Here is a 21,280-nt window from a genome sequence, read left to right on the forward strand (position 1 = left end):
CGCTAAACCGTGAGAAGTCTTATATACCGCGGTGTTTTAGCGCGGAATATGCGTCTGACGCCGTCTTGGTTGCGCTCTTCGTCCGCGGATTCCGCCGAAGAGCGGTCCGAGGGTTCCGATGCACTTTCCGGTGTGACGATGGTCTACGCTCCGGGAAGCGATTTCTCGGAGGACGGTACGATCGACACCCGCATCGGAGACTTCATTCCGGAATCCGATGCCGCCCTCGTCGCCGTCCTCGATGAGATGAACACTCCGGTGACCGTCGACGAAGTTACCGATACGTTGGTCGAACCGGCTCGCCCATCGATCGAAACGTGGGCGACGATCCACGAACGACTCCACCAAAACCGCCTGCCGGCACTCGACGCGAAGGGTGCCATCGAGTTCGACGAAACACAGGGGCTGATCGAGCGGTCAACGGACCGATCGGACGAGGACCAGTCCCTTTCACGAGCGAGGCTTGCGGCGATCTCGGTCGGGTTAGCGCTCGTGCTCATCGTGTTCGTCTCGGCGTTTATCCTCATTTCGTGACGAAGAGACCCGCGAGTACCGTTCCTGTACTGATCACGCTGTGACGGGAGCAGTTCGCTACCCGTCGTTAGTTGACGAGTCGGCTGATCGTGAGCACCGTGAAGAGCGACAGGATGAGTGCGCTCAGACCGATCCCCGAGAGGAACGAGGTAAACGGTAGCTCGATCACTGCACCGAGGAGGATCGCATAGGAGACGATCGTTGCACCGATATAGTAGTCCTCCCACTCCGGGCTCTCAGCGGCCGTCTCGTCGGCCGATTCGTCGTCCGAGTCCAGCTCGAGGTATTTGTCGACTCGATCGGCGAGTGGCTTTCGTTCGACGATGCCGCGGTTTTGCTGGTAGTCGATCAGGCCAGCCTCGTCGAGCTTCGAAAGGTGCGACTGATAGAGCGGGATGTAGACGCGCTGGCGCTGCGTGGACGTGAGCTCTTCGACGGTGGTATCGTGCTCCCACGCTGCGACCTGTTCTGCGACATCGCGCATGCGTACGGGTCCCTCAGAGCCGCGGAGGTACCGGAGGACCATCCGACGCCGTTCGTTTTGGAGGAGATGAAAGACATCGTCTTTCGAGAAGCTCTGCTCCTCGGAGGGACAATCAGCTTCGTCAACCTCGTCCTGAGCGTCGTCGGTCACACCCTGCTCATCTTTCTCTTCGGAGCTGATATGTTTCGCTTTCATTTCGATAATCAACCCTATTCAGGAGAGGGTAATAAAGGATAGAAATCGTGTATCTGAGAATTACTTGATTCACGTGATTTCATAACTGACGATCTACTTTTTAGTTGTTTTTATACCCCGAAATACTAGTCTAGAGGCCCTGATTGTAGCGTTTTGAATAGGGGACAGGGTGTTAATTTCGAGGGAATACTCTGCGCGGATTTCGGAGTCTTATCCCGATTTTCAGATCGTTCACGCTCCTATGGCGCTCAAGCATCGGAGTTCAAAAACCGAGTGGATTGGTTGTCGAGATCATTATAACTCAGCGTCAGACGACCGTCAGACCCACCCGTTATATCGGGCTTATATTGGCGATAATAAACCGCCACTGTCCCCTGGTGACGAGACAATGAGCGACAACCGCTTGTGGTATTTCGATCTGGCACTCGTCGTCGCAGTCACTGGCGCCCTCACGTTCGGAATTCTTTCAGGAGTATCCGGACCGATACGAATCGCGTTGTCGATTCCACTCATTCTCTTTCTTCCCGGCTATGCGCTCGTCTCTGCCCTCTTTCCGGACAAGCCCAACGACGACTATCGCTCCTTCGATCAAGAGAAGACTGGCCTCGGCAATCCACTGTTGGTTAGTGGCGGACTCGAGCCGATCGAACGAACCATCCTGTCAGTCGTTTTCAGCGTTGCACTCGTTCCCGCGATCACCCTTTTTGCGAGCGTAACCCCTAGGGGTTTGACGCTCGAACCGGTACTCTCCGGACTTGCGGTAGTGACGGTCGTCCTGGCACTCTTCGCGATCGGTTCTCGCTATCGCTGTCCGCCCGATAGACGGTTCGTTCCCACGGTTTCGTCGATATCTCCGTTCTTCACCCGAGGACGACCGAGCCCGTACGAGCGAATCGACGTTCGCCCGTACAACATCGCCATCGTGATCGGAGTCGTCTTGTTGCTCGCGAGCGCTGGGTTCGCCCTCGCGAACCCGCCACAGCACGATGGATATACGGAGATTTCCGTGGAAACGGACAACGTCACCGGCGACACCGACACGATCTACGACTCGACGTATACCGCGGGAGAGAGCCAGGAGCTGCAGGCGACGATCACGAATCAGGAACACGAAGAGCGACAGTACACGACCGTCGTGTTGCTCCAGCGGGTGAGTTCCGACGGGGAGAACGTGACCGTCAACGAGTCGGTCGAGATGGATAGGCAGCGTGCGACAGTCGCCGACGGCGACTCCCACCAGCAGACTCTCGAGATCACGCCGACGATGCGAGGCGACGACCTTCGGCTGACCCTGTTACTCTACGAGGGCGAAGCGCCGGCGGAGCCGACGGCTGAGAACGCCTATCGCACGCTTCACTTGCCGATCGAGGTCTCGTAAATGTGGCCGTGGGGGCATCTCGCGTTCGCGTATGTCCTGTACTCGCTGGCCAGGAACGTGCTCTCCCGGACATCTCCCTCGGCCCAGGAAACGATCGCCGTCGCTGTCGGCTCACAGTTTCCGGATCTGATCGACAAACCGCTCGCCTGGACGTTCGGAGTCATGGAGACCGGATACGCTGTCGGGCACTCCATTTTTGCCGCGCCGTTTATCATTCTTGCAGCGTATGCGGTCGCTGCTCGTCGAGGAAACCGAATCCTCGCGGTTGCGTTCGCGTTCGCACACCTCTCGCACCCGGTCGCCGATCTGCTCAACCGCGTACTCAGGGGGCGACCAGTCGACCTGCGAATCGTTCTCTGGCCGATCGAATCGCCGCCACCGGCCACGCAGGGCGGTTTCATCGACCATTTCGCCCGCTACTTCGTTCAGTACGTGAACGCGATCGTCACCGGCGGACTAACGTCACAGGTCGTCTTCCAGTCGCTATTGGGTCTCGCCGTCCTAGCACTCTGGCTGTTCGACGGTGCGCCGGTCGCTGCTGACATCTGGCGGGGGTTGCACGCTCAAAGACGGCAGTGAACGGCAATCCAGCGGCGTCGGAACGGTCTCGAGCGAGTCACGACACATTCGACGTTGTTCTGTTCTCCGGTCGCTGGGTTCGCTACTGTAGCTGTTCTCTCGGCCGCTCCGTCCGTGAGTCGACCGGGCGAACGACGGGGCAGTAGCTACAACGTCAGCCGTGACCGCGGGTCGTCGCTGTCCCGCTGGGCGTTCGATCGAGCGCACCGCTGGTCGGCACAGTGGCCGCGAGCGGCGTTTCTCGGCCTCGAGACGGTCAGAGACAGGGTGGCATCCGTGAACAGGCCGAACAGGTGGTACTGACCGTTCTGATACCGGTGAGATGCGACAGAAAGAATAGCCCGTTCGATTCGTCGTCAGGTCTGCTTCAACGATTCGAACGCGAACGAGTCGAATCGCCGACGAGAGCGGCGATCAGTTCCCCGCCGGGGAAGGCGTACAGAACGTCACGTCCCCGTTCGTGTAGACCGTCCCCTGATCCGGACGACAGATTCGCTCTCGAGAGGGGTTCATTATCTCCGCGTTCCCGTCGGCGTCCGGGAAGAACACCGCGTCGGTCGATTGCTCCGTTCGATAGACCGTGTAGCTGTGATTCGTTGCGCCGCCGTCAGGAACGGTCGCGGTCGTCGTCGACGGATAGGCACCAGTCCGACTGATTAGCGTCTGATACGGGTGGTCAGTGTGGAGTTGTTGATCCCTGCGGATTTCGTCACCATCCGGTGAGCCGGTCAGTTCGCCGATCGCCTGAGCCGCGGCGAGCTCCGTCTGGTCGTACGCGAGGCGCTCGTGGTGATCCGAGAAAACCGGGTTGTCGGCGTTGCTCCCGGGAGCGAGGACCATCGCGCCGGGAAAGACGAGCGAGACCAGGATCAACACGGTGACGGCGAGTGCCGGCGTCAGACTCCCCCGAAGCGTCTGGAGCCCGATCGCACCGAGGATGGCCATCGGCGCGTAGAGGAACGCGAACCAGCGCGTCGGGATGAAGTTCCGGATGCCGAACATCGGCAATCCGAGGACGAACACGAGCATGAACGCCGCCGCGAGCAGGAGGGTGAACACCGACTGTTCGGCGCGTCGTCTGTGGACGACGTACAGACAGCCGACGAACGTCGCTCCGAGCAAGAGCAGGAAGCCGAGCGCGTCCACGTAGGGAACCACCTGATCGATCAGCGACGGTGCGGCCTGGGCCCCCGCCTCACCGCCGTCGGACGAGGACGCGCTCGCGATATTGAGGAAGCCGGCGCTCTCCTCGAGCGTCTGGGAGAAGTAGCTCAGAACCGTGGCCAGGAACGACTCCTGTCGGTACGGCGTGAGCGACCAGACGAAGATCGTCAGCCCCAGATTGAAGACGACGAGACCGACGAGGTTGACCGGTTTCTTCGTCCGGAAGACGCTCGTATCGAGCCGCGTCAGCCCCAGCGGACCGATCACGAACACGACCTGTGCGAGGAACGCCGCGAGCAACAAGACGAGCATGATGAACGTCGACACCTGGTGCGTGAGGATGACGGCGACGCTCATCAGGAGGAGGAGGGAGAAGTCCCGGATCGTGTACTCGATCCGCATCACCCGGATCAGCGCGTACAGCATCCCGAGGAAGAAGACCAACCCCAGACTCGTCGGAATGAGGTGCATGCCCCACCTCGCGACGTGGCTCGAGAACGCGTAGAGCGCCGTCGCGAGCACCGCCCACCGCACCGGGACGAGCAAGTTCGTCGTCGAGTAGACGAGCAGGGCCGCCAGGGGCATCACGAGTCCGACGGAGAGGTACAACGCGGTGCGAATCGGCACGTCGTACAGCAGTGACGAGGTTGCTACCAGCAGGTGGTAAAACGGCGAACCGTAGTGTTTGTCGTGGGAGATCCCGCTTAGCGACTGCTCCGTGAGAATCGCGTCGACGAATCCCTGATGCGTCCAGATGTCGATCCCGACGTATCCCGGCGTCGCGTACAGTGCGGTAAACCGGAAGACGAACGCGAAGCAGACGATCTGAAACACCAGTAGTCCGGGATGGAGGTCGCGATCGCTCGCGAAGAGGATCTGGCCGATAACGAGCGTCCCGACGACGCTCGCCAGTCCGAAAAAGAGGAGGGTTCGCTCCCCCTGTATGACGGTGAGCGTCACGAGCGCGGCGAGTCCGACCAGTACGACGCTCGGGAGCGCCATCGTCACCGCGGACGGGAGAGTCGGGAACGCCTGTGAGTCGTCCCGCTGCTGGTACAGGGACAGCAGATACAGCGCACACGCGGTTCCGAGTACCAGCGGAACGGTATTGATGTACAGCTGCGACGTGAGGAATCGGAGCGGGAATAGCAACGCTGCGAATAGGAACCCGCCGATCGCCGCGAGCGTGTCGAGTCGCAGCGGCCGGAGTTCCGACAGCGAGCTAAACTTCATGACTGACCCCCGCTCGATGGGCCCTCCCGGTCGGACGCTCGAGGACGCGACGATACACGTCGAGAACCTGGTCGCCCATCGCCTCGAGCCCGAGCCCGTCGATCGCTTCGCGCCCGTTCGATCGGCGAGCGCCGTCGAGGACGCACTCGAGGCCGGTGGCGAGCTCGTCGTCGGTCGTACCCACGACGCAGTCGTCGACGTCGCCGATCGTCTCGCGGACGAAGCCGACGTCGGTCGAGACGATCGGGACGTTACAGGCGGCGGCCTCCTTGACGACCAGCGGCCCGCTCTCACGCTTTGAGGTCACGAGGAGGACGTCGCTCGCGTTCATGTAGTAGGGCATGTCTTCGTAGGGGACGTCGTCGATCGTCCGTACCTCGAGATCGACGTCGGCGCGGTCGGCGACGCGTTCGGCCCGCGGGAAGTCCTTGACGTCCCGACTCCGGTCGTACGGAAAGAGCGCGATCCGCGCGTCGGTGTCCCAGCCGATCCGATCGCGAGCCTCCTCGCGCGGGATCGGTCTGAACAGCTCCGTGTCGATGCCGAACGGAATCTCGACGTGTTCGGCGTCGAGTTCGGTGGACATCGCCGGGCTCGGGACGATCGTCGCGTCGGCGAACCGAGCGCCGGATCGGCTGATCCGACGGAGCCATCCCATGTCGCTCATCAGGTCCGTCCCCCAGAGGCTCAACACGACGGGGCGGGTCGGCTGGGCGAGGAGGAACGGTGCGACGAGGCCGTAGTGGCCGTGGACGAGATCGTACTCGTCCGACAGTACGTGCGAGAGGACGCGCGGGTAAAAGCGGAGGTAGTCTACCGGCGTCCGCGGGGAGTCGGCACTGTACTCCCCGGGAACGCCGATGACGGTACATTCGATACCGCGGTCTTCGAGGACCGATATCTGCTGTTCGAAGAACGAACGCGTGGAGGTGATGAGATGAAGGACGTGCATAGTTAGCCTGGATTCGACGCGAGCCTCGATTTGTTCGGATCGGTTCCCGAGCCCGCCGTCTCGACCTCTCGGACGATGACGTCGGTGACGTCGGTCCGGTCGGCGAGGAGCCGGTCGCGTCGGCGCTGCCACGTCGATCGGTCGCCGTCCTCGACGATCGATATCGCTCGCTCGAGCGATCGAGCGTGGCGATCCTCGCCGTTGCAGCTGAACACGAGATCGTACTCCTCGTCGAGTTCGGTCACGTACCCGAGCGCGAGCGAGTTCACGTACACCGCCGGCGTTCCGAGGACAGCCGCCTCGGCTGCCATCGTCGCACCCTCGCCGACGAAGCAGTCCGCGTAGGCGAGCAAGTCGTGCATCCGGTCCGGCGCCATCGTGTACCGGCGGGACTCGAGTTCGGCCGGCAGATCGACCTCCGACGTGAGCAAGACGGTCGCGCCGGCGTCCTCGAGGCGCTCGACGACGTCGACGGGATCGTCGAATCCGCCCTGCCCGACGTCGTGCGAGGAGTCCCAACTGCTCAGTCGCATCACCACCAGCGTGTCGTCCGGCTCGAGCCCGGCGTCCGCGAGGACGGCGGGATCGGGCTCGAATCGGTCGGGATGGAGGTACGCGAGTTCGTGATAGCCGGGGTACGTGCGGTGCTTCGAGCCGATGTCTCCCTGATAGCACTCGGGCGTGCAGACGACGTCGGCGAACGGATACGCGAGTTTCGTGATGATCGTCGCGTGTTCCGTGTCGTAGAAGACGACGCTCTTCGCACCGACCACCGACGCGACGTGAGCCGCGGCGACGCCGCCGATCGCCGTGATCACGTCCGGCTCTATCCGTCGCGCCCGTCGCAGGAGCCGCGTCTCGTAGGTCGCCTGTACTGCTGCCAGCGAGAACAGCGAGTGCGACTCGCCGGCCAGCACCTCGTGGTCGATCTCGGCGCGCTCGAGCAGTTCGACCGTTACCTCGTTTTCGCGGGCGAAGACGTGGAGTTCGTGGCCCTGCGACTGGAGTTCCCGGATCGCGTGCTTGAAGAAGTGGACGTGACCCGGATGCTGGATCGTCACGATCGCACGCATCAGCGACGCACCCCCAGTTCGGCGTTGTCCCTCGCGTCGGTTCGCATCGCGACCAGGAACAGTCCGACGCTGGTGAGAAGCGAGAGCGCGGCCGCGGTCGGTTCGCGCACCGACGCCTCGCCGTCGACTGCGTTCACGCCACCGAGGGTCGCGATCGCTGCTGCGGCCGCCAGCACGGCCATCCCCGCCGCGTAACAGAGGACGGTGGGGTGCAGTTTATCGGCGGTGAACTGAGACAGCATCCGCTGACAGAAGCCACGCAGGAGCGTGATCGAGGTGACCGGGATGAAAGTCTTGTACTCGATCGTACTCTCCTCGTCGGCGTAGACGGCCGGCATCGACACGTCCGCGACGCGCATCTCCGCGACGTTCAGTCGGACGAGCAGGTCGTTGGGATACTCGTGATCGTCCGGAAGCGACTCGATGTCGACCGCCGACAGCGCGTCGTGAGAGATCGCGGTGTACCCGTTCTGGGGGTCTTGCAGGCGCCAGTAACCGCTCGCGATCTTCGTGAGCTGGGTCAGGACCCAGTTGCCGAACAGCCGGAACGGTGGCATCTCCCGACGCGAGGCCCGATCGGCGAGTCGATTCCCCTTCGCGTAGTCGGCGTCGCCATCGACGATCGGATCCAGTAGCTTCGGGAGCTGATCCGGGTCCATCTGTCCGTCAGCGTCCATCGTGACCGTGATATCGATGTCGTCATCGCGCGCGTGAACGTAGCCGGTCCTGAGCGCGCCGCCGGCACCCTGGTTCTCCGCGTGCCGAATGGGGACGATTTCCGGCCCCACGACGGCTCCACCGTCCGGAAGGGAGGCGCGGAGGCGCTCGCTACCGTCCTCGGGCGCTTCGTCTTCGGCGGACTGATCGTCCTCCCTCGAGGCGGCCGCGTACTTCCGGATGATCCGCCAGGTGTCGTCCGTCGAGTCGTCGTCGACGGCGTAGATGCGGTCGACGAACTCGGGCATCGTCGCGAGGACGTCACCGACGCGATCTTCCTCGTTGTACGCCGGGACGATCACGCCGATCGTGTGTCTTCGGTACATTATAAACTGCGGTAGACGAGTTCGGCGTCGGCTGCATCGTTCGATTCGAACGCGCCCGCCACGTCGATCAGCGCGGCGTCGTCGTCGAGGTCTGCCGCGACGTCGTCGAGTTCGATACCCTCGAACTCCGAGTGCGAAGTCGTGAGGAGAACGGCGTCGAACCCGTCGAACGAGAGCGATTCCTGAATGTCGATGTCGAAGGAGTTTCGGATCTCGTCGTGGTCGGCGTACGGATCGTATCCCGCGACGTCGATGTCGAACTCGCGGAGGTGGTCCACGACGTTCGCGACCTTCGAACTGCGGATGTCGCCGACGTCCGACTTGTACGCCAGTCCGAGTACCAGCACGCGACTCTCTCGCAGGGTCTTGTGACACTCGTTAAGCGCCTTGATCGTCAGCTCGGCGACGTGGTTCGGCATCGACTCGTTGACCGTCCGACTCGTCAGCATCAGTTCCGGATCCACCCCTTCTCGCTTCGCGCGATGCGCGAAGAAGTACGGATCGACCGGAATGCAGTGCCCGCCGACGAGCCCCGGCCGGTAGTCGTGGAAGTTCCACTTCGTCCGCGCCGCCTCGAGCACCTCTCGCGTGTCGAGTCCCATCCGTTCGAAGGCCATCGATAGCTCGTTGACGAGCGCGATGTTGACGTCGCGCTGGATGTTTTCGATGACCTTGCACGCCTCGGCGACCTCGATCGACGGAGCTGGGTGGACGCCCGCGTCGACGACCGATCCGTACAGCGTCGCGACGTCCTCGAGAACCGTGTCGTTTTGCGCACCGACCACCTTGACGACGTCCTCGAGACCGTGATCGTCGTCGGCCGGCGTCGCGCGCTCCGGCGAGTAGCCGACGAAGAAATCATCGCCCGCTCTCAGTCCGGACGCGTCCTCGAGCGCCGGGACGAGGACCTCGCGCGTCGCGCCCGGGTAGACGGTCGACTCGAGGACGACTGTAGTGCCGGGATCCAATTTCGACCCGACGGTCGTCGCCGCGCTCTTCACGTAGCCGAGGTCCGGCCGCTCGTCGTCGTCGATCGGCGTGGGAACCGCGATGATGACGTAGTCGGCCTCGGTGATCGTGGCCGCGTCGGTCGTATAGGAGATGTCACCGTCCTGGATGGCTTCGTCGGTGAGGTCACCGGTCGTGTCGATACCCTCCTGCAGTCGGTCGACCGTCACGTCGTCGACGTCGTAGCCGATCACGCGATAGTCCGACTGCGCGAATCCGACCGCGAGCGGGAGCCCGACGTATCCCAGCCCGACGACGCAGATCGTCGCCTCGCGGGTCGATTGCTCCGTCGCGTGCTCGAGGGTGGTTCCCTCACCGCTCGATTCGAGCGCGTACTGACCGCTCGCTCGCTCGTCCGCTCGCTCTTCCGTATCGCCAATTATCGTGGTCATGAGTGATCGTTGTCGCGTGGCCGTCACACGACCGAGTGCGACGGTAACTGTTCGAAAGTGGGACCCCGCCAGCGGCGGGGCCCGCCGTAAAATCGAAAAGCCGCTGTCGGGGGTTTACTATACCCCGGATAAACGATTGCAAGCGTTCCACGCAGTGAAACCGGGAACGGGCGGGCGCTATCGACGGCAATGACCAGTCAACGGCTCGGTGCCCGGATGAGAGCTTAAACCGTTGTTAAACCCTCCTATACGGACTCATAATGAAGGTCCCTTGAGCCGGAGTACCAGTACGGTCGGCGAGTTCACGTCATCGTGGCTCGGCTCACGCACCGGCCGTCACAGAACCGCGTAATCATGGTGTCCAATCCCCAGATCGGAGTCGGAGCCCAGCTCGCATCGATTCATAGCGCCGTCTCGATCGGAACGGGTCAGGCTTCGACTCACCACCAGGGGGCTCACGCGATTCCCTCGAGGGCGATTGTCCCCGGGGCTGGCGATCACCCCGATGGACCGTTATCCGCGATACAACTGCTTCGCGTGTCGTCGTTCTGGGAAGCGGCCCTGATCGCTGTTCTGTTCTTACTGATCAGCGCACTCATCGGGATTCGCATGGGCGACGTGTTGTCGGAACGCGAACTCGAGATATCGTCGCTCCCGTTCGTCGTGAACGCAGCGGCTGAAACGGACGAATCGGTCAACGCGCACGCGGACGATCAATGGGCGTCCGAATCGTATCTGTCGCCCGAAACGCCACCGAAGCTCCTGAGCGACGAGGGGAAGGTCGTCCGACTGCTCGTCGCAAACGACGGTCGCATTCGCCAGCACCAGATCGCCGACGAAACGGGCTGGTCGAAGTCGAAAGTCAGCAGGATCTGCTCGCAGATGCACGCTGACGGGACGATCGAAAAGCGATCGGTCGGGCGAGAGAACGTCATCGTCTTCTCCGAACCACTGCCCGACGACGAGACGCGTACGAACGAAATCGGGAACCCACAGTCGGCCCTCGACTGACGTCGTGGGTGTCCCCGACTTCGTTGGCGCACAGATACCACCGCCATCCGAAGGTGCTCCGTTCGAAGGGGCTCGACACACCGCCCTATCGAACTGTGACAACCGACGATTCAGCTGATTTCGGTGTACCCGTAAAACCGGATAAAATGGAGAACACGCGTTTTCGAGATCCCATTGTACGGTCAGTAGAACGCCCGTTTTGCACTCCATCCACGGATCGGCCCGCAACTCCGAACTCTCGAGCTGGGGCCGGTGGATCGGTCGTCTCGGACTGAGTCAATTATAGTAGCTACTGAGCGGCGCTGCACACCCGGCCGCACGACGGGAGCGCGGTTCGGAGCGGCGCGGTTCGGAGCGAACAGAGTGAGCGAGAACCGCGAGGTAATAGCGCGGGATCGAAGATCCCGCGAACCGTGAGCGAGCCAGTCAGGCGAGAACCGCGTTACGATCGATAGTGAACCGTTTCAGCGGCTGTTAGAAGTCTTCGAGTGGGAGTTCGCACTTCCACAGAGGTCGTACGGCTGCGAGTCGGTGATCGAATCGGCGAACCGCTCTCGGTTACTCGTTCGACCGCTGACGGCCGACAGCGTAATCGGTTTCCCCGTCTCGAAGCGGCCTCTCACCCCCAGCACGAGAGAACTGCACGAATGTCGCGTTCTGCTGGGACAACGGGCAGGGTGAGATGTGAAGCCGGAGTTGGAATAACGAATGGGGTGTTATGCACTCGATAGTCCGCGTGATATTCGCAGTACGGTCTTATTCGTGGTATAGTAATGCCCGCTGTTGCCCGTGCTAGGAGTAGCACCCGATCCGTCGGCAGTGAACGGATGGGGTCGATGATACCAATGACACGGAACAGTCCTCCACGTACGGCAGCGGTCTCGAACCGACTCGCGACGTCCGCCACAACCGCCGGTCGCCCTACCGACCACCGTTCCGATAGTGTAGCGTGGTCGCTGGCCACCGCTCGAACGGAGGTGATCGGCTGATGTGCGGTATTATCGCACGGATCGGTCACGGGAACGCAGCTGAGACGCTCATCTCGGGGCTCGAGAACCTCGAGTACAGGGGCTACGACTCGGCGGGGATCGCCGTCCAGAACGGTTCCGGTGTCAAGGTCCACAAGTGCTCGGGCGAGGTGTCCCGCCTCAAATCGAGTTTAGACGGACAGCCTCACGGAAACATGGGAATCGGCCATACCCGATGGAGCACCCACGGGCCGCCGACCGACGAAAACGCCCATCCGCACACGGATACGGCGGGTGACGTCGCGGTCGTCCACAACGGCGTCATCGATAACTACGACGAGCTCAAGGCCGAACTCCGGGCGAAGGGCCACGAGTTCGAGAGCGACACCGACTCGGAGGTCATCCCGCACCTCATCGACGAATACCGGGAGGAAACCGGTGACACCGAGCGGGCGGTCCGCCGGGCCGTCGACACGCTCGAGGGGAGCTACGCGATCGCCGCGATCGTCGACGGCGAGGAAGCGGTCTACGCCGCACGGAAGGGATCGCCGCTCGTCCTCGGTCTCGACGACGAGGAGTGGTACCTCGCGAGCGACGTGCCGGCGTTCCTCGAGCGCACCGACGAGGTAATCTACCTCGAAGACGGCGATATCGTTGTTCTCGACCCGGAATCCTACCAGATCTCCGATCTCGACGGGACCCCGATCGAGCGATCGACCGACACCGTCGACTGGGATCCGGAGGACGCGGGCAAAGGCGAGTACGACCACTACATGCGCAAGGAGATCAACAACCAGCCGACCTCCCTCGCCAATACGATCGAGGGTCGGATCGAGGACGGCGACGTCGCCTTCGAGAGCCTCCCGCCGGGCTCGTTCGACGATATCGACACCGTCCAGTTCGTCGCCTGCGGGACGTCCTATCACGCGGCGATGTACGGCGCACAGCTGGTACGAGAGGCCGGCCTCCGAACCGAGGTCCTCCGTGCGAGCGAGTACGCGTCCACGTCCGGGCCGGTCGACGAGAACACGCTCGTCATCGCGGTCACCCAAAGCGGCGAGACCGCCGACACCCTCGATGCGGTCCGGAAAGCGACCGAGCGCGGCGCTCGGTCGCTCGCCGTCACCAACGTCGTCGGCTCGACGGCCGCGCGCGAAGCCGACGATGCGATCTACATCCGCGCCGGCCCGGAAGTCGGTGTCGCGGCGACGAAGACGTACTCCTCGCAGGCTGTCACGCTCGCGCTGCTCACCCAGCGCATCGCGGCTGACGTCCCGGAGGGGACTCCCGCCGACGATCGAGCGGGGATGCTCGAGGCGCTCACGGACCTCCCGGAACACGTCGAGGACGTCCTGGAGACGAGTCAGGCGGAAGCGCTCGCCCGAGACGTGTTCGATAGCAAGTCGTACTTCTTTATCGGTCACGGGCTCGGCCACTCGGTGGCCCTCGAGGGCGCGTTGAAGTTCAAGGAGATCACCTACGAGCACGCGGAAGGGTTCGCCGCCGGCCAGCTCAAACACGGTCCGCTCGCCCTCGTCACCGAGGAGACGCCGGTGTTCGCCGTCTCGACCGGTAGTGACAGCGACAGTAAGACGAAGACGAACGCGATCGAGGCCCAGTCCCGCGGCGCGCCGATCGTCGCCGTCGGACCGGACGATCAGTCACTCGTCGACGTCGCCGACGACCACCTGTCGGTACCCGACACCCATCCCGTCTGGGCCGGCCTGCTCGCCAACGTCCAGCTCCAGTTGCTCTCCTACTACGCCGCGAGGCAACTCGACCGCCCGATCGACAAACCGCGCAACCTCGCGAAGAGCGTCACGGTCGAATGATCGCTGCATTTCTCGAGTAACGTCTTTTCGACGCGTCCGTTCGACGCCGACTGCGGCAGTTCTCGAACCGATACCGGACGGAAACGGTCGCGTGTATTCAGCGAACGGTGAGTTACATCGCTCGAGGAGCGACGGGATGACGGGTGACGGCTCGCTCGACCGAGAGACGACGGCGCGGTCACACGCCCCTAGACATCGAGTGGTGACGCACACCTAGAACAGCAGGCGGCTATACACACCCGAAACGCCAGGCAGCCATACGTATCCGAAACGCGAACAGCCATCCGCATCTGAAACGCTGAGCGGTCACGGCCACTCGGACTGGCCGAGATTCGTCAGCCACGATCGTCCGCAGCGATACGGGCGATACTCGACATGCTGCCGAGTCGAGTATCGAGACAACAGCAGCGGACGGATCCCGTCCTTGCTCGCACCCTTCCCGCCCGAGTCCGTCAGCGGTCTCCGTCACTGCGTCGCAGTCGTCACGGGACGCGCCGGGTAAGGATACCACTCCGCTCGAGTGAGCACGAGGATTCGTTTCGCGTGCGTCCGTTATCCGAGTGATCACGGCGATTCCTCGAGGGGAGAGAGGCGCTCGTCACCACCGCCTCTGTACTGCTTCCTGCCATCGATGTCCAGCGAACACGGTGATCGATGGTCGCCACGAGTGATCGGATGATGAAACAGGGGCCACTGAAACGACTGTCGATGAGACGGGGGCAATAAAAACGAGTGCTGCGTGATCTTTGGGCTGTCTCGAGACTCCGCGTCGCGTTCGACCCTCGATCAACGAACGAGTCGCCGTGGGGCGGTTCTGCCAGTACGAGAATAGATCCGGAGTCGCGTCGACGGCGAGCGGGCGGTCGATAGACGAACCTGACGCGACGGAAAACGCCGAAAACCGTGAAAACGAGCGGCAAAACGCGTCCGGACTGGACCGCCGCTACCCGTCGGACCTCTCGTACCTCACGACCTGTCTCGTGTCGCCATCGACTTCGACGGTCTGTTCGTCCGACTCGTTCCCGTCTACGGTCACGGTGTACGAGTACTCGCCGTTCTCGCGCTCGAACTCGGCCTCACCGTTCTCGTCGACGGTTTTGTCGTCTTTCCCCCCAAACAGCTCGTTCGACTCGAGCGAAACGGTCGCGTTCTCGAGCGGGTCACCGTTCCCGTCTTGGACGGCGAACGTGACCGTGTTACTGTCGCCGCTCGAGTCGTCACCGCCCGAGCTGTCGTCTTCTTCCTCGAGTGTCAGCTCGATCGATTCGTCGCTGCCGTCGATCTCGACGCTGTCTTCAGCGGACTGGTAGCCGTCCGCGTTCGCGGTAACGCTGTAGGTGCCGTCCTCGACCTCCCACTCGACCTCGCCATCTCCGCCGGTCGTTTTCTCGTCGCTGGAGACGTCGTCGAGGCTCACGTCGGCCCCGTCGACCGCGTTACCGTCTTGGTCTACCACGGACACGGTCAACGCGTGTGTTCCGGCGTCGCCGTCGGTACTATCTCCGTCGTCGCTGCCGTCGCTGCCGTCACCGTCAGTAGTACCATCATCACTGTCGCCGTCGCCGTCACCACCGTCACCGGAATCGCTATCACCGCCGTCGGTATTGCCGTCACCACCGTCACCGGTATCGCTGTCACCGCCGTCGGTATCATCGGTTTCGTTTCCACTGCCAGCGTCCGCGGCGTCGCCGTCCGACGAATCGATATCGTCGGCCGGTTGGCTCGAGTCATCGAATCGATCGGTGACCGACCCGATGGCGCTGGTGACCGATGCCCCGCTCGCAGCGAGTACCAACCCGGCCAGGAGGAAGACGATGCCGCTGATGGTGAGTAAAACCTGGACGCTGCGCTGAATCGATCGGGTCTTCGTTCCGTGTTCTTGCGTATTGCGGCTCATTATCGGTAATTGAGGGATTGCAATCCGGTGATCGGTGGGTTACGCACTCGTCGTCTCGCTGATCGCTGTGATCGTCACCCGGCGTCGGGCTGCGGGGGACCAGTCGGCCGTCGCCCCGCTCGAGCGATCAGTTTCCGCCGCCGGAACGACCGCGTCCTCGGGCGAATATCGGTTCAGACGGCCGCTCGAGGCGTTGTGTTGGTCGCGTTGCCCGTTGCGGACGGGGATGCGAGATTTCATTACGCGATACTTTCGCTGTTCGGCGGTTCACTATACGGATCATAAACCGGTTTCACTCGCACAATTGCCAGCGCTCAGCGCCGGAATAACGCGGATTGCCGCCGTCGGTTCGAACCGGCGATATCGTTTCGGACGCCGTCAGATCCCGTGTGCAGGAGTACCGGCTGAACGACAACTGTAGTAGCCACTGCCTCTCTGCGCTTTGCTCTCCCCGGCAGCACCACTCGGATCAGTCGCCGTCGGGGTCGGCCCCGGGATCGTCAGTCGAATCTTCGACCAGTTCGAAATCGGTCGAACCGCACGAACAGCCGTCCTGGCCGATGATCTGAATCTCGCCGTCCGGCCACCGTCGCGCCGCGTAGGCGGACCCACATGCCGTGCACGCTGCGAGCACCCTCGTTACATCGTCTTTGTGCGCCATCCCCGCCGGTACGTTTGAAAAACACCGGAATGAAGGTTTCCACTCGACGGAGAGCGTCACGAAAGCGGACCAGTTCCACACTGGAACGACGCGACGGGCGGCTCAATCGCGGTAGACGATGTACCCCTGCGCCTCGAGTTCCTCGAGCACCTCGTCGGGGACCGTCGCCTCCGGCGCGCTCGTCTCCGCGTACTCGAGCTCGGTGTCGCCGACGACCTCGAAGGCGTAGTCGTCTCCATCGTAGTCGACGACGACGCGCGCGTCTTCGATCGTGAGATCCATCGGAATCGGCTCCGCATACGCCGACGCCGCCTATAACGTTGGGGCGGGAGATGGCTGGGTGGCGGTGTTCGTCGGAACGGAGACGGAGAACGAATGACTCGTGTCGATCGAACCCGCCGCTCTCGAGTCGAAGGCCGGCTCGGAGGGGACCGAACGTCGCCGTCGTTTCAGGGGAGGGCAGTTGTGCCGTCGTTTGGGGCGGGAGACCGGGCCGTTATTCGTTGAGGTGGCCGCGATAGCCCTTCGGTTCGAACCCGCGCCGGCAGATCACGCGCTTGCGACCGACGGTGATGGCGCTGACTTGGTCGTCGTCCTCCATGCGATCGATGACGTCCTCGAGTCGATCCGTCGACCACCCCGTTTCCTCTCGAATGGTCGATTGGTCGACGCGGCCGCCGCGTTTGACGAGCAGTCGGAGAATTTTATCTTCGTCGGGGAGATCGTGTTCGTCGACGCCGTACTCGATTTCTTCGGCATAGCTTAACGTTTCGTCGTCGGATTCCTCGCTCGGTTCCTCGCTCGATGTCGATGCGGACTCGCTCGCTCGGGACTCGTCGGCCGAACCGCTCCAGAGAGAGGAGATGCGAGTCCAGAGTGTATTGAATACCATCTATTGATCACGCTCCATTGGAACTACCACGACTTGAACGCCCACCTACCTTGGTTTTATGTTTTGAGAGTGACATGGTTGCGACCCGGCGATTACGGCGTGACTATCGTGACGGTTCCGTCGTCGAATAGCGGCTGCCTTGCGAGGCGCAAGCCGGTTATCACGTTTAGCGACCGACAGGTTCGCTGACAACGCGATTCCGGGCGAGTCGCGTATCTACCACACGCTCGATACTGCGGTAGCCGCGGGTTTCCCCGTCTCGAGCCCCGTTACCGGCCGTAACACCTGAACGCTGTTACTACGTGCGACACGCAGTCCGCGCCGTCCGTTCGAGCGGGTGTCGACTCGACTCGCTCACACCGAGTGAGGCGCCGACAGCAGCCGGCGGAGTCGCCCCGTTCTCGGACGAGCCGAGACTGACCGGCGCCACATCCGATCACGCCGCGGCCTCGAGAAGCGGATTCCACCGTGTCAGAGTCTGCTGTAGGCGTCAGCGAGCGCGTCGAGCGCCTCGTGATGGTTCGTCGAGTGCGGTGCGGTCAGGGGCGAAACGCTGATACGACCTTCAACGACCGCACGGCGGTCGGTTCCCTCGGGGTCGGGAAGCCCGTTTGGGGTCATGTCCTCCCAGACGCGGTCGTGGAGGGTGACGCGTTCGCCGTCGCGTTCGGCGTCCATCTCGTAGCGTTTCGAGGGGCGCGTGATATCGATCGGAGCGGGTTCACCGTCCGGCAGCGGAACGTTGACGTTGAGATAGGCGGCGTGGTCGAAGACGCCGGCCTCGAGCGCGCGCTCGGCGAGATAGCTCGTAACGCGAGTCGCTTCGGCGTAGTCGTCGGCGGTCACTTCGGTCTCCGCGAACGGCGTGTCGTCGACGGGGACGTACAGCGAGGTCGCGATCGCGGGGACGTCGAAGAAGGCGGCCTCGACGGCCGCACTGATCGTTCCCGAGCGACCGAGGACGTACTCGCCGAGGTTCGCTCCCTTGTTACAGCCGGCGACGACGAGGTCCGGAAACGGGCCGAGTTCGGCGAGACCGGCGACGACGCAGTCCGCAGGGGTCCCGTAGACCGCATACCCCAGTTCGTGATCGTCGACCTCGACTTCGTGTGAGAGCGACCGGCCGCAGGCGCTTCGATCGTCGGCCGGGGCGACGACGGTCACGTTGGCGTGCTCGGAAAGGGCGTCATACAGCGCCCTGATACCGGTGCTGTCGATCCCGTCGTCGTTGGTCAACAGGATCTCGAGGTCGTCGCTCATGTCACGCCGGTCGGTCGGCGGTACGAAAAGCCCACCGCTTTTCCGTCTCGAGCGGTCCGATCGGCTTCCCCGGGCGGTTTGGCCGACCGTTTCGGACGGTCCGCCGTCACCGTGTCCCGGCGTCTTGCGGCCCGTGATGCGGGTGCGCCGGAGCTGACTGCCAGAGGCCGTCTCAGCCGATTCGATCGACGACCGTCTCATCGTCGACGACCAGATTGTAGGCTTCCTCGTCGTCGTTCCAGAGCGCGAGGACGCGTTCGAACGTGCAGACCTCGCCGTAGTCGGCCTCGAGGAGCGGCTCGTTGAGCGACGTTTCGTTCGTCACGACGGCGTAGTGATCGACGGTTTCGCTGCCGTCGCTGATCTTGAACAGCGGATTCGACCGGCCGCCGCGGCCGCCGTTCTCGTCGCTTCCCCCGCTTAACGACCGGCTAAGCTTCGCCGCCGCGATGTCGATCCGGTTCGTGACGTGGCGTTCCATCTCGGCCATCTTCGCCCACTCGTTCGTCTCGAGCGCCATCTCGATCCGCCGACGGCCGTCGAGGCGCAGGAGCGAGTAGGAAAACTGGACGTCGACGTTGACGAACTCGCCGGGCGCGTGACCGTCGTCGTCGGCCGGTGTGGCTTCGTCGAGTCGTCGCTGGAAGTCCGGAACGGCGAGATCCGGGCGGACGTCGAACGACCACCCGCGATCCGACGGGGTTTCGCCGGGCCAGAACCTGACGGTGGGACCGTAAACGGTCACCGCCCCGCGTCGATAGGTTGCCGGATCGGAATCGTCAGATTCGTCGACGTCTACGGCCGCTCGGTCCCAGAGACGCTCCCCCTCGAGGCCCCGTTCCACCTCGCGCAACCCCACGCTGGTGTTTTTGTCCGCGGGGGCCATCGCGAGCAGCGTGCCGTCCGGCGCGAGCGTCTCGAGGAACGATCGCGTGACGCCGGCGGGATCTTCGAGTTCGCTCAGGACGTTGCAGGCGAGGACGAGATCGAAGCCGTCGTCCGGTGCGGTGGGATCGAACCCATCGCCGCCGCTGCCACCGCTGCCACCGCTGTCACCAGTACCGCTTACGGCCTCGCTCGGATCGAACGCCTCCGCGGTGGTTCGGTGAATCGTCGCGTGGACGTTCCGCCCCGTCTCCGCGAGCAATTCCTCGAGCACGTCCGCGGCCGCGCTGGGCTCGATCGCGTGATACTCGAGCAAGGAGTCGTCGGGGAGGTAGTCACAGAGGCCGAGCGCGGGGCCGCCGACGCCCGCGCCGATATCGAGGACTCGAAGCTTCCGGCCCAGCAGCCCCCGTTCCGCGAGATCGTCGAGCGCGTACTGCACCGCCGCGTAGTACCCCGGGAGGTGGTAGATCGCGTACCCCGCGGCCACGTCGTCGTCGTACTCGACCGGTCGCCCGTCGAGGTAGCTCGCTTTGAACCGACGGATCGTCGAACGGAGCAGGTCCCCCGACGCGCCGCCCTCCCAGTTCGGGCCGTACCGATCGGCGAGCACGTCCTCGAGCCGGCGTTCGTAGTCGGCCGGGAGCCGGTCGATCGGTCCCCGAAGGGGCCGAACCGGCTCGTCGTCGACCGGAACGAACAGCCCGTCGTCGCGCTCGAGTAGTCCGAGGTCGGCGGCCTCCTCGCGGAGGAGCTGTCTGACCACCGCCGGATGGGGGTTCCCCTCGACGTACTCGCAGATCTCCTCGGGATCGATCGGCCGGACGTTGCGCAGATACTTCGCGTTCGATCGAACGGCGTCGCGATGGTCGCTCACGTGGTGTTCCCTCCGGTATCGCGTCGTTCGTCGCGTTCGACAGCGTCGTCGTGTTCGTCGCGTTCGTCGTGCCAGTTCGCGGCCGCCTCCCGGTATAGCGCCTCGAGCTCCTCGGGTCCGGCGGCGGCGATTTCGGCGGCGGCGTCGGCGACGGCATCCGCGCCGTCGAACGCGTCCTGAATGTCGGCGTACACCCGCGGCGTCCCCGCGGTCATCTGCTCGGCGAGTCGCCGCAACTCCTCGTAGATCGGCGTCTCGAACCCGTCGGGGACCGACTCCGCCGCGAGGGCGAAGGAGAGAACCGCGGCGTGGGTCGCCGCCTGAACGGTCTCCATGGCCTCGTCGTGCTCCGCGGCCGTCGTCTCGAGCAGGTCGTTCCCCCCTTTTTCGAGGGTCGCAAGTAGCTCGTCGGTTGCCGGCCCCGAGCGAGCCCGGACGACGGCGATCGAGCCGGGTGCCCGCTCGGGTGCGAACAGCGGGTGCAAGCTCACGCGTTCCAGATCCGGGGCGTGACGTTCCATCGCCGCGATCGCGGGCTCCATCACGCCCGACACGTCGACGACCGCCCGCTCGGCGCGGTCGGCCTGCGCGGCGATCGCGTCGGCCACGCGGGCCATCGGCACCGCGAGACAGACGACGTCGAACGTCGTCTCCCCCTCGAGGTCGGTGACATCCCCTCCGACCGCCTCGGCCGCGGTCGCCGCCGCGTCTCGGTCGAGATCGGCGAACGTGACCCGGGCGTCGATCCCGTCCCCGAACCACGTTCCCATCGACCCCGCGCCGACGATCAGTACGTCCATCGCCCGCTCCTACCTGCCGACGTTGCAAAAGCCGTTCGATCCGCCGGTTCGCGTGACCGTTCGATCGCTCGAGAGGAAGCGGTAACTCCCGCACGTCGGCCGACATCGATGACCGGCGAGCGGCGTGGTCGACGGGCAATCGAGCGTTCGGACCTCCGCAGT

General features: G+C 63.6%; 19 protein-coding genes. 5 read left to right on the top strand and 14 right to left on the bottom strand.

The window, feature by feature from the left end:
- Window positions 1-138 precede the first annotated feature (138 nt).
- Window positions 139-534 (top strand): hypothetical protein, encoded by a 396-nt coding sequence (locus AC0QDI_RS07845; protein WP_474666886.1) that lies wholly within the window; start codon window positions 139-141, stop codon window positions 532-534.
- 67 nt (window positions 535-601) lie between these two features.
- On the opposite strand, the gene AC0QDI_RS07850 is transcribed toward AC0QDI_RS07845, so the two are convergent.
- Window positions 602-1,213 (bottom strand): DUF7344 domain-containing protein, encoded by a 612-nt coding sequence (locus tag AC0QDI_RS07850; RefSeq protein ID WP_474666888.1) that lies wholly within the window; start codon window positions 1,211-1,213, stop codon window positions 602-604.
- Window positions 1,214-1,601: 388 nt separating this feature from the next.
- Here AC0QDI_RS07850 and AC0QDI_RS07855 point away from each other — a divergent pair, with 388 nt between their 5' ends.
- Window positions 1,602-2,591, top strand: a complete 990-nt coding sequence (locus tag AC0QDI_RS07855) for a DUF1616 domain-containing protein (RefSeq protein ID WP_474666890.1) — start codon at window positions 1,602-1,604, stop codon at window positions 2,589-2,591.
- Window positions 2,592-3,170, top strand: coding sequence for a metal-dependent hydrolase (locus AC0QDI_RS07860; RefSeq protein WP_474666892.1), 579 nt, complete (start codon window positions 2,592-2,594; stop codon window positions 3,168-3,170).
- A 414-nt stretch (window positions 3,171-3,584) separates the two neighbouring features.
- Here the strand turns inward: AC0QDI_RS07860 and AC0QDI_RS07865 are convergent, their stop codons facing one another.
- The 5 genes from AC0QDI_RS07865 to AC0QDI_RS07885 are packed head-to-tail and all read right to left on the bottom strand — an operon-like array spanning window position 3,585 to window position 10,035.
- A complete protein-coding gene (locus tag AC0QDI_RS07865; protein ID WP_474666894.1) occupies window positions 3,585-5,567 on the bottom strand; it encodes a hypothetical protein in 1,983 nt (660 codons plus the stop codon).
- On the bottom strand, window positions 5,557-6,519 hold the full coding sequence (locus tag AC0QDI_RS07870) for a glycosyltransferase (RefSeq protein WP_474666895.1): 963 nt from the start codon (window positions 6,517-6,519) through the stop codon (window positions 5,557-5,559). Before AC0QDI_RS07870 ends, AC0QDI_RS07865 begins: the two co-directional genes overlap by 11 nt.
- Before the next feature lie 2 nt (window positions 6,520-6,521).
- Complete coding sequence (locus AC0QDI_RS07875; RefSeq protein WP_474666897.1) at window positions 6,522-7,592, bottom strand: DUF354 domain-containing protein; 1,071 nt, start codon at window positions 7,590-7,592, stop codon at window positions 6,522-6,524.
- Window positions 7,592-8,635, bottom strand: coding sequence for a glycosyltransferase family 2 protein (locus AC0QDI_RS07880; RefSeq protein ID WP_474666899.1), 1,044 nt, complete (start codon window positions 8,633-8,635; stop codon window positions 7,592-7,594). Before AC0QDI_RS07880 ends, AC0QDI_RS07875 begins: the two co-directional genes overlap by 1 nt.
- Window positions 8,635-10,035, bottom strand: a complete 1,401-nt coding sequence (locus AC0QDI_RS07885) for a nucleotide sugar dehydrogenase (protein ID WP_474666901.1) — start codon at window positions 10,033-10,035, stop codon at window positions 8,635-8,637. Before AC0QDI_RS07885 ends, AC0QDI_RS07880 begins: the two co-directional genes overlap by 1 nt.
- 537 nt (window positions 10,036-10,572) lie before the next feature.
- Between AC0QDI_RS07885 and AC0QDI_RS07890 the strand changes: the two genes are divergently transcribed.
- Window positions 10,573-11,046 (top strand): helix-turn-helix transcriptional regulator, encoded by a 474-nt coding sequence (locus AC0QDI_RS07890; RefSeq protein ID WP_474666903.1) that lies wholly within the window; start codon window positions 10,573-10,575, stop codon window positions 11,044-11,046.
- A 988-nt stretch (window positions 11,047-12,034) separates the two neighbouring features.
- Window positions 12,035-13,846, top strand: a complete 1,812-nt coding sequence (gene glmS / locus AC0QDI_RS07895) for a glutamine--fructose-6-phosphate transaminase (isomerizing) (RefSeq protein WP_474666905.1) — start codon at window positions 12,035-12,037, stop codon at window positions 13,844-13,846.
- 943 nt (window positions 13,847-14,789) lie between these two features.
- Here the strand turns inward: glmS and AC0QDI_RS07900 are convergent.
- From AC0QDI_RS07900 to AC0QDI_RS07935, 8 genes are all read right to left on the bottom strand, one after another.
- Window positions 14,790-15,743 (bottom strand): carboxypeptidase regulatory-like domain-containing protein, encoded by a 954-nt coding sequence (locus AC0QDI_RS07900; RefSeq protein WP_474666907.1) that lies wholly within the window; start codon window positions 15,741-15,743, stop codon window positions 14,790-14,792.
- Between the two features lie 39 nt (window positions 15,744-15,782).
- Window positions 15,783-15,983 carry a hypothetical protein gene (locus AC0QDI_RS07905; protein WP_474666908.1) on the bottom strand — a complete coding sequence of 67 codons (201 nt, stop codon included), beginning with the start codon at window positions 15,981-15,983 and terminating at the stop codon, window positions 15,783-15,785.
- A 229-nt stretch (window positions 15,984-16,212) separates the two neighbouring features.
- A complete protein-coding gene (locus tag AC0QDI_RS07910) occupies window positions 16,213-16,404 on the bottom strand; it encodes a hypothetical protein (RefSeq protein WP_474666910.1) in 192 nt (63 codons plus the stop codon).
- A gap of 102 nt (window positions 16,405-16,506) precedes the next feature.
- A complete protein-coding gene (locus tag AC0QDI_RS07915) occupies window positions 16,507-16,686 on the bottom strand; it encodes a hypothetical protein (RefSeq protein WP_474666912.1) in 180 nt (59 codons plus the stop codon).
- Window positions 16,687-16,900: 214 nt separating this feature from the next.
- Entirely contained in the window at window positions 16,901-17,296 is a 396-nt protein-coding gene (locus tag AC0QDI_RS07920; RefSeq protein WP_474666914.1) for a helix-turn-helix transcriptional regulator, read from the bottom strand.
- Between the two features lie 471 nt (window positions 17,297-17,767).
- On the bottom strand, window positions 17,768-18,556 hold the full coding sequence (gene surE / locus AC0QDI_RS07925; protein ID WP_474666916.1) for a 5'/3'-nucleotidase SurE: 789 nt from the start codon (window positions 18,554-18,556) through the stop codon (window positions 17,768-17,770).
- 172 nt (window positions 18,557-18,728) lie between these two features.
- Window positions 18,729-20,318: a small ribosomal subunit Rsm22 family protein gene (locus AC0QDI_RS07930; RefSeq protein ID WP_474666918.1), complete on the bottom strand. Its 1,590-nt coding sequence runs from the start codon at window positions 20,316-20,318 to the stop codon at window positions 18,729-18,731.
- On the bottom strand, window positions 20,315-21,118 hold the full coding sequence (locus AC0QDI_RS07935) for a prephenate dehydrogenase/arogenate dehydrogenase family protein (RefSeq protein ID WP_474666920.1): 804 nt from the start codon (window positions 21,116-21,118) through the stop codon (window positions 20,315-20,317). Before AC0QDI_RS07935 ends, AC0QDI_RS07930 begins: the two co-directional genes overlap by 4 nt.
- Window positions 21,119-21,280 lie beyond the last annotated feature (162 nt).

The sequence above is a fragment of the Natrinema sp. LJW11 genome, from assembly GCF_056135975.1.

Bases quoted from the DNA above. Each gene is read 5' to 3' on its own strand.
- AC0QDI_RS07915 (WP_474666912.1), bottom strand. From the start codon at position 16,686: ATGGATCTCACGATCGAAGACGCGCGCGTCGTCGTCGACTACGATGGA.
- AC0QDI_RS07905 (WP_474666908.1), bottom strand. From the start codon at position 15,983: ATGAAATCTCGCATCCCCGTCCGCAACGGGCAACGCGACCAACACAAC.
- AC0QDI_RS07885 (WP_474666901.1), bottom strand. From the start codon at position 10,035: ATGACCACGATAATTGGCGATACGGAAGAGCGAGCGGACGAGCGAGCG.
- AC0QDI_RS07870 (WP_474666895.1), bottom strand. From the start codon at position 6,519: ATGCACGTCCTTCATCTCATCACCTCCACGCGTTCGTTCTTCGAACAG.
- AC0QDI_RS07875 (WP_474666897.1), bottom strand. From the start codon at position 7,592: ATGCGTGCGATCGTGACGATCCAGCATCCGGGTCACGTCCACTTCTTC.
- AC0QDI_RS07880 (WP_474666899.1), bottom strand. From the start codon at position 8,635: ATGTACCGAAGACACACGATCGGCGTGATCGTCCCGGCGTACAACGAG.
- AC0QDI_RS07850 (WP_474666888.1), bottom strand. From the start codon at position 1,213: ATGAAAGCGAAACATATCAGCTCCGAAGAGAAAGATGAGCAGGGTGTG.
- AC0QDI_RS07900 (WP_474666907.1), bottom strand. From the start codon at position 15,743: ATGAGCCGCAATACGCAAGAACACGGAACGAAGACCCGATCGATTCAG.
- surE (WP_474666916.1), bottom strand. From the start codon at position 18,556: ATGAGCGACGACCTCGAGATCCTGTTGACCAACGACGACGGGATCGAC.
- AC0QDI_RS07860 (WP_474666892.1), top strand. From the start codon at position 2,592: ATGTGGCCGTGGGGGCATCTCGCGTTCGCGTATGTCCTGTACTCGCTG.
- AC0QDI_RS07920 (WP_474666914.1), bottom strand. From the start codon at position 17,296: ATGGTATTCAATACACTCTGGACTCGCATCTCCTCTCTCTGGAGCGGT.
- AC0QDI_RS07935 (WP_474666920.1), bottom strand. From the start codon at position 21,118: ATGGACGTACTGATCGTCGGCGCGGGGTCGATGGGAACGTGGTTCGGG.
- AC0QDI_RS07865 (WP_474666894.1), bottom strand. From the start codon at position 5,567: ATGAAGTTTAGCTCGCTGTCGGAACTCCGGCCGCTGCGACTCGACACG.
- AC0QDI_RS07910 (WP_474666910.1), bottom strand. From the start codon at position 16,404: ATGGCGCACAAAGACGATGTAACGAGGGTGCTCGCAGCGTGCACGGCA.
- AC0QDI_RS07855 (WP_474666890.1), top strand. From the start codon at position 1,602: ATGAGCGACAACCGCTTGTGGTATTTCGATCTGGCACTCGTCGTCGCA.
- glmS (WP_474666905.1), top strand. From the start codon at position 12,035: ATGTGCGGTATTATCGCACGGATCGGTCACGGGAACGCAGCTGAGACG.
- AC0QDI_RS07845 (WP_474666886.1), top strand. From the start codon at position 139: ATGGTCTACGCTCCGGGAAGCGATTTCTCGGAGGACGGTACGATCGAC.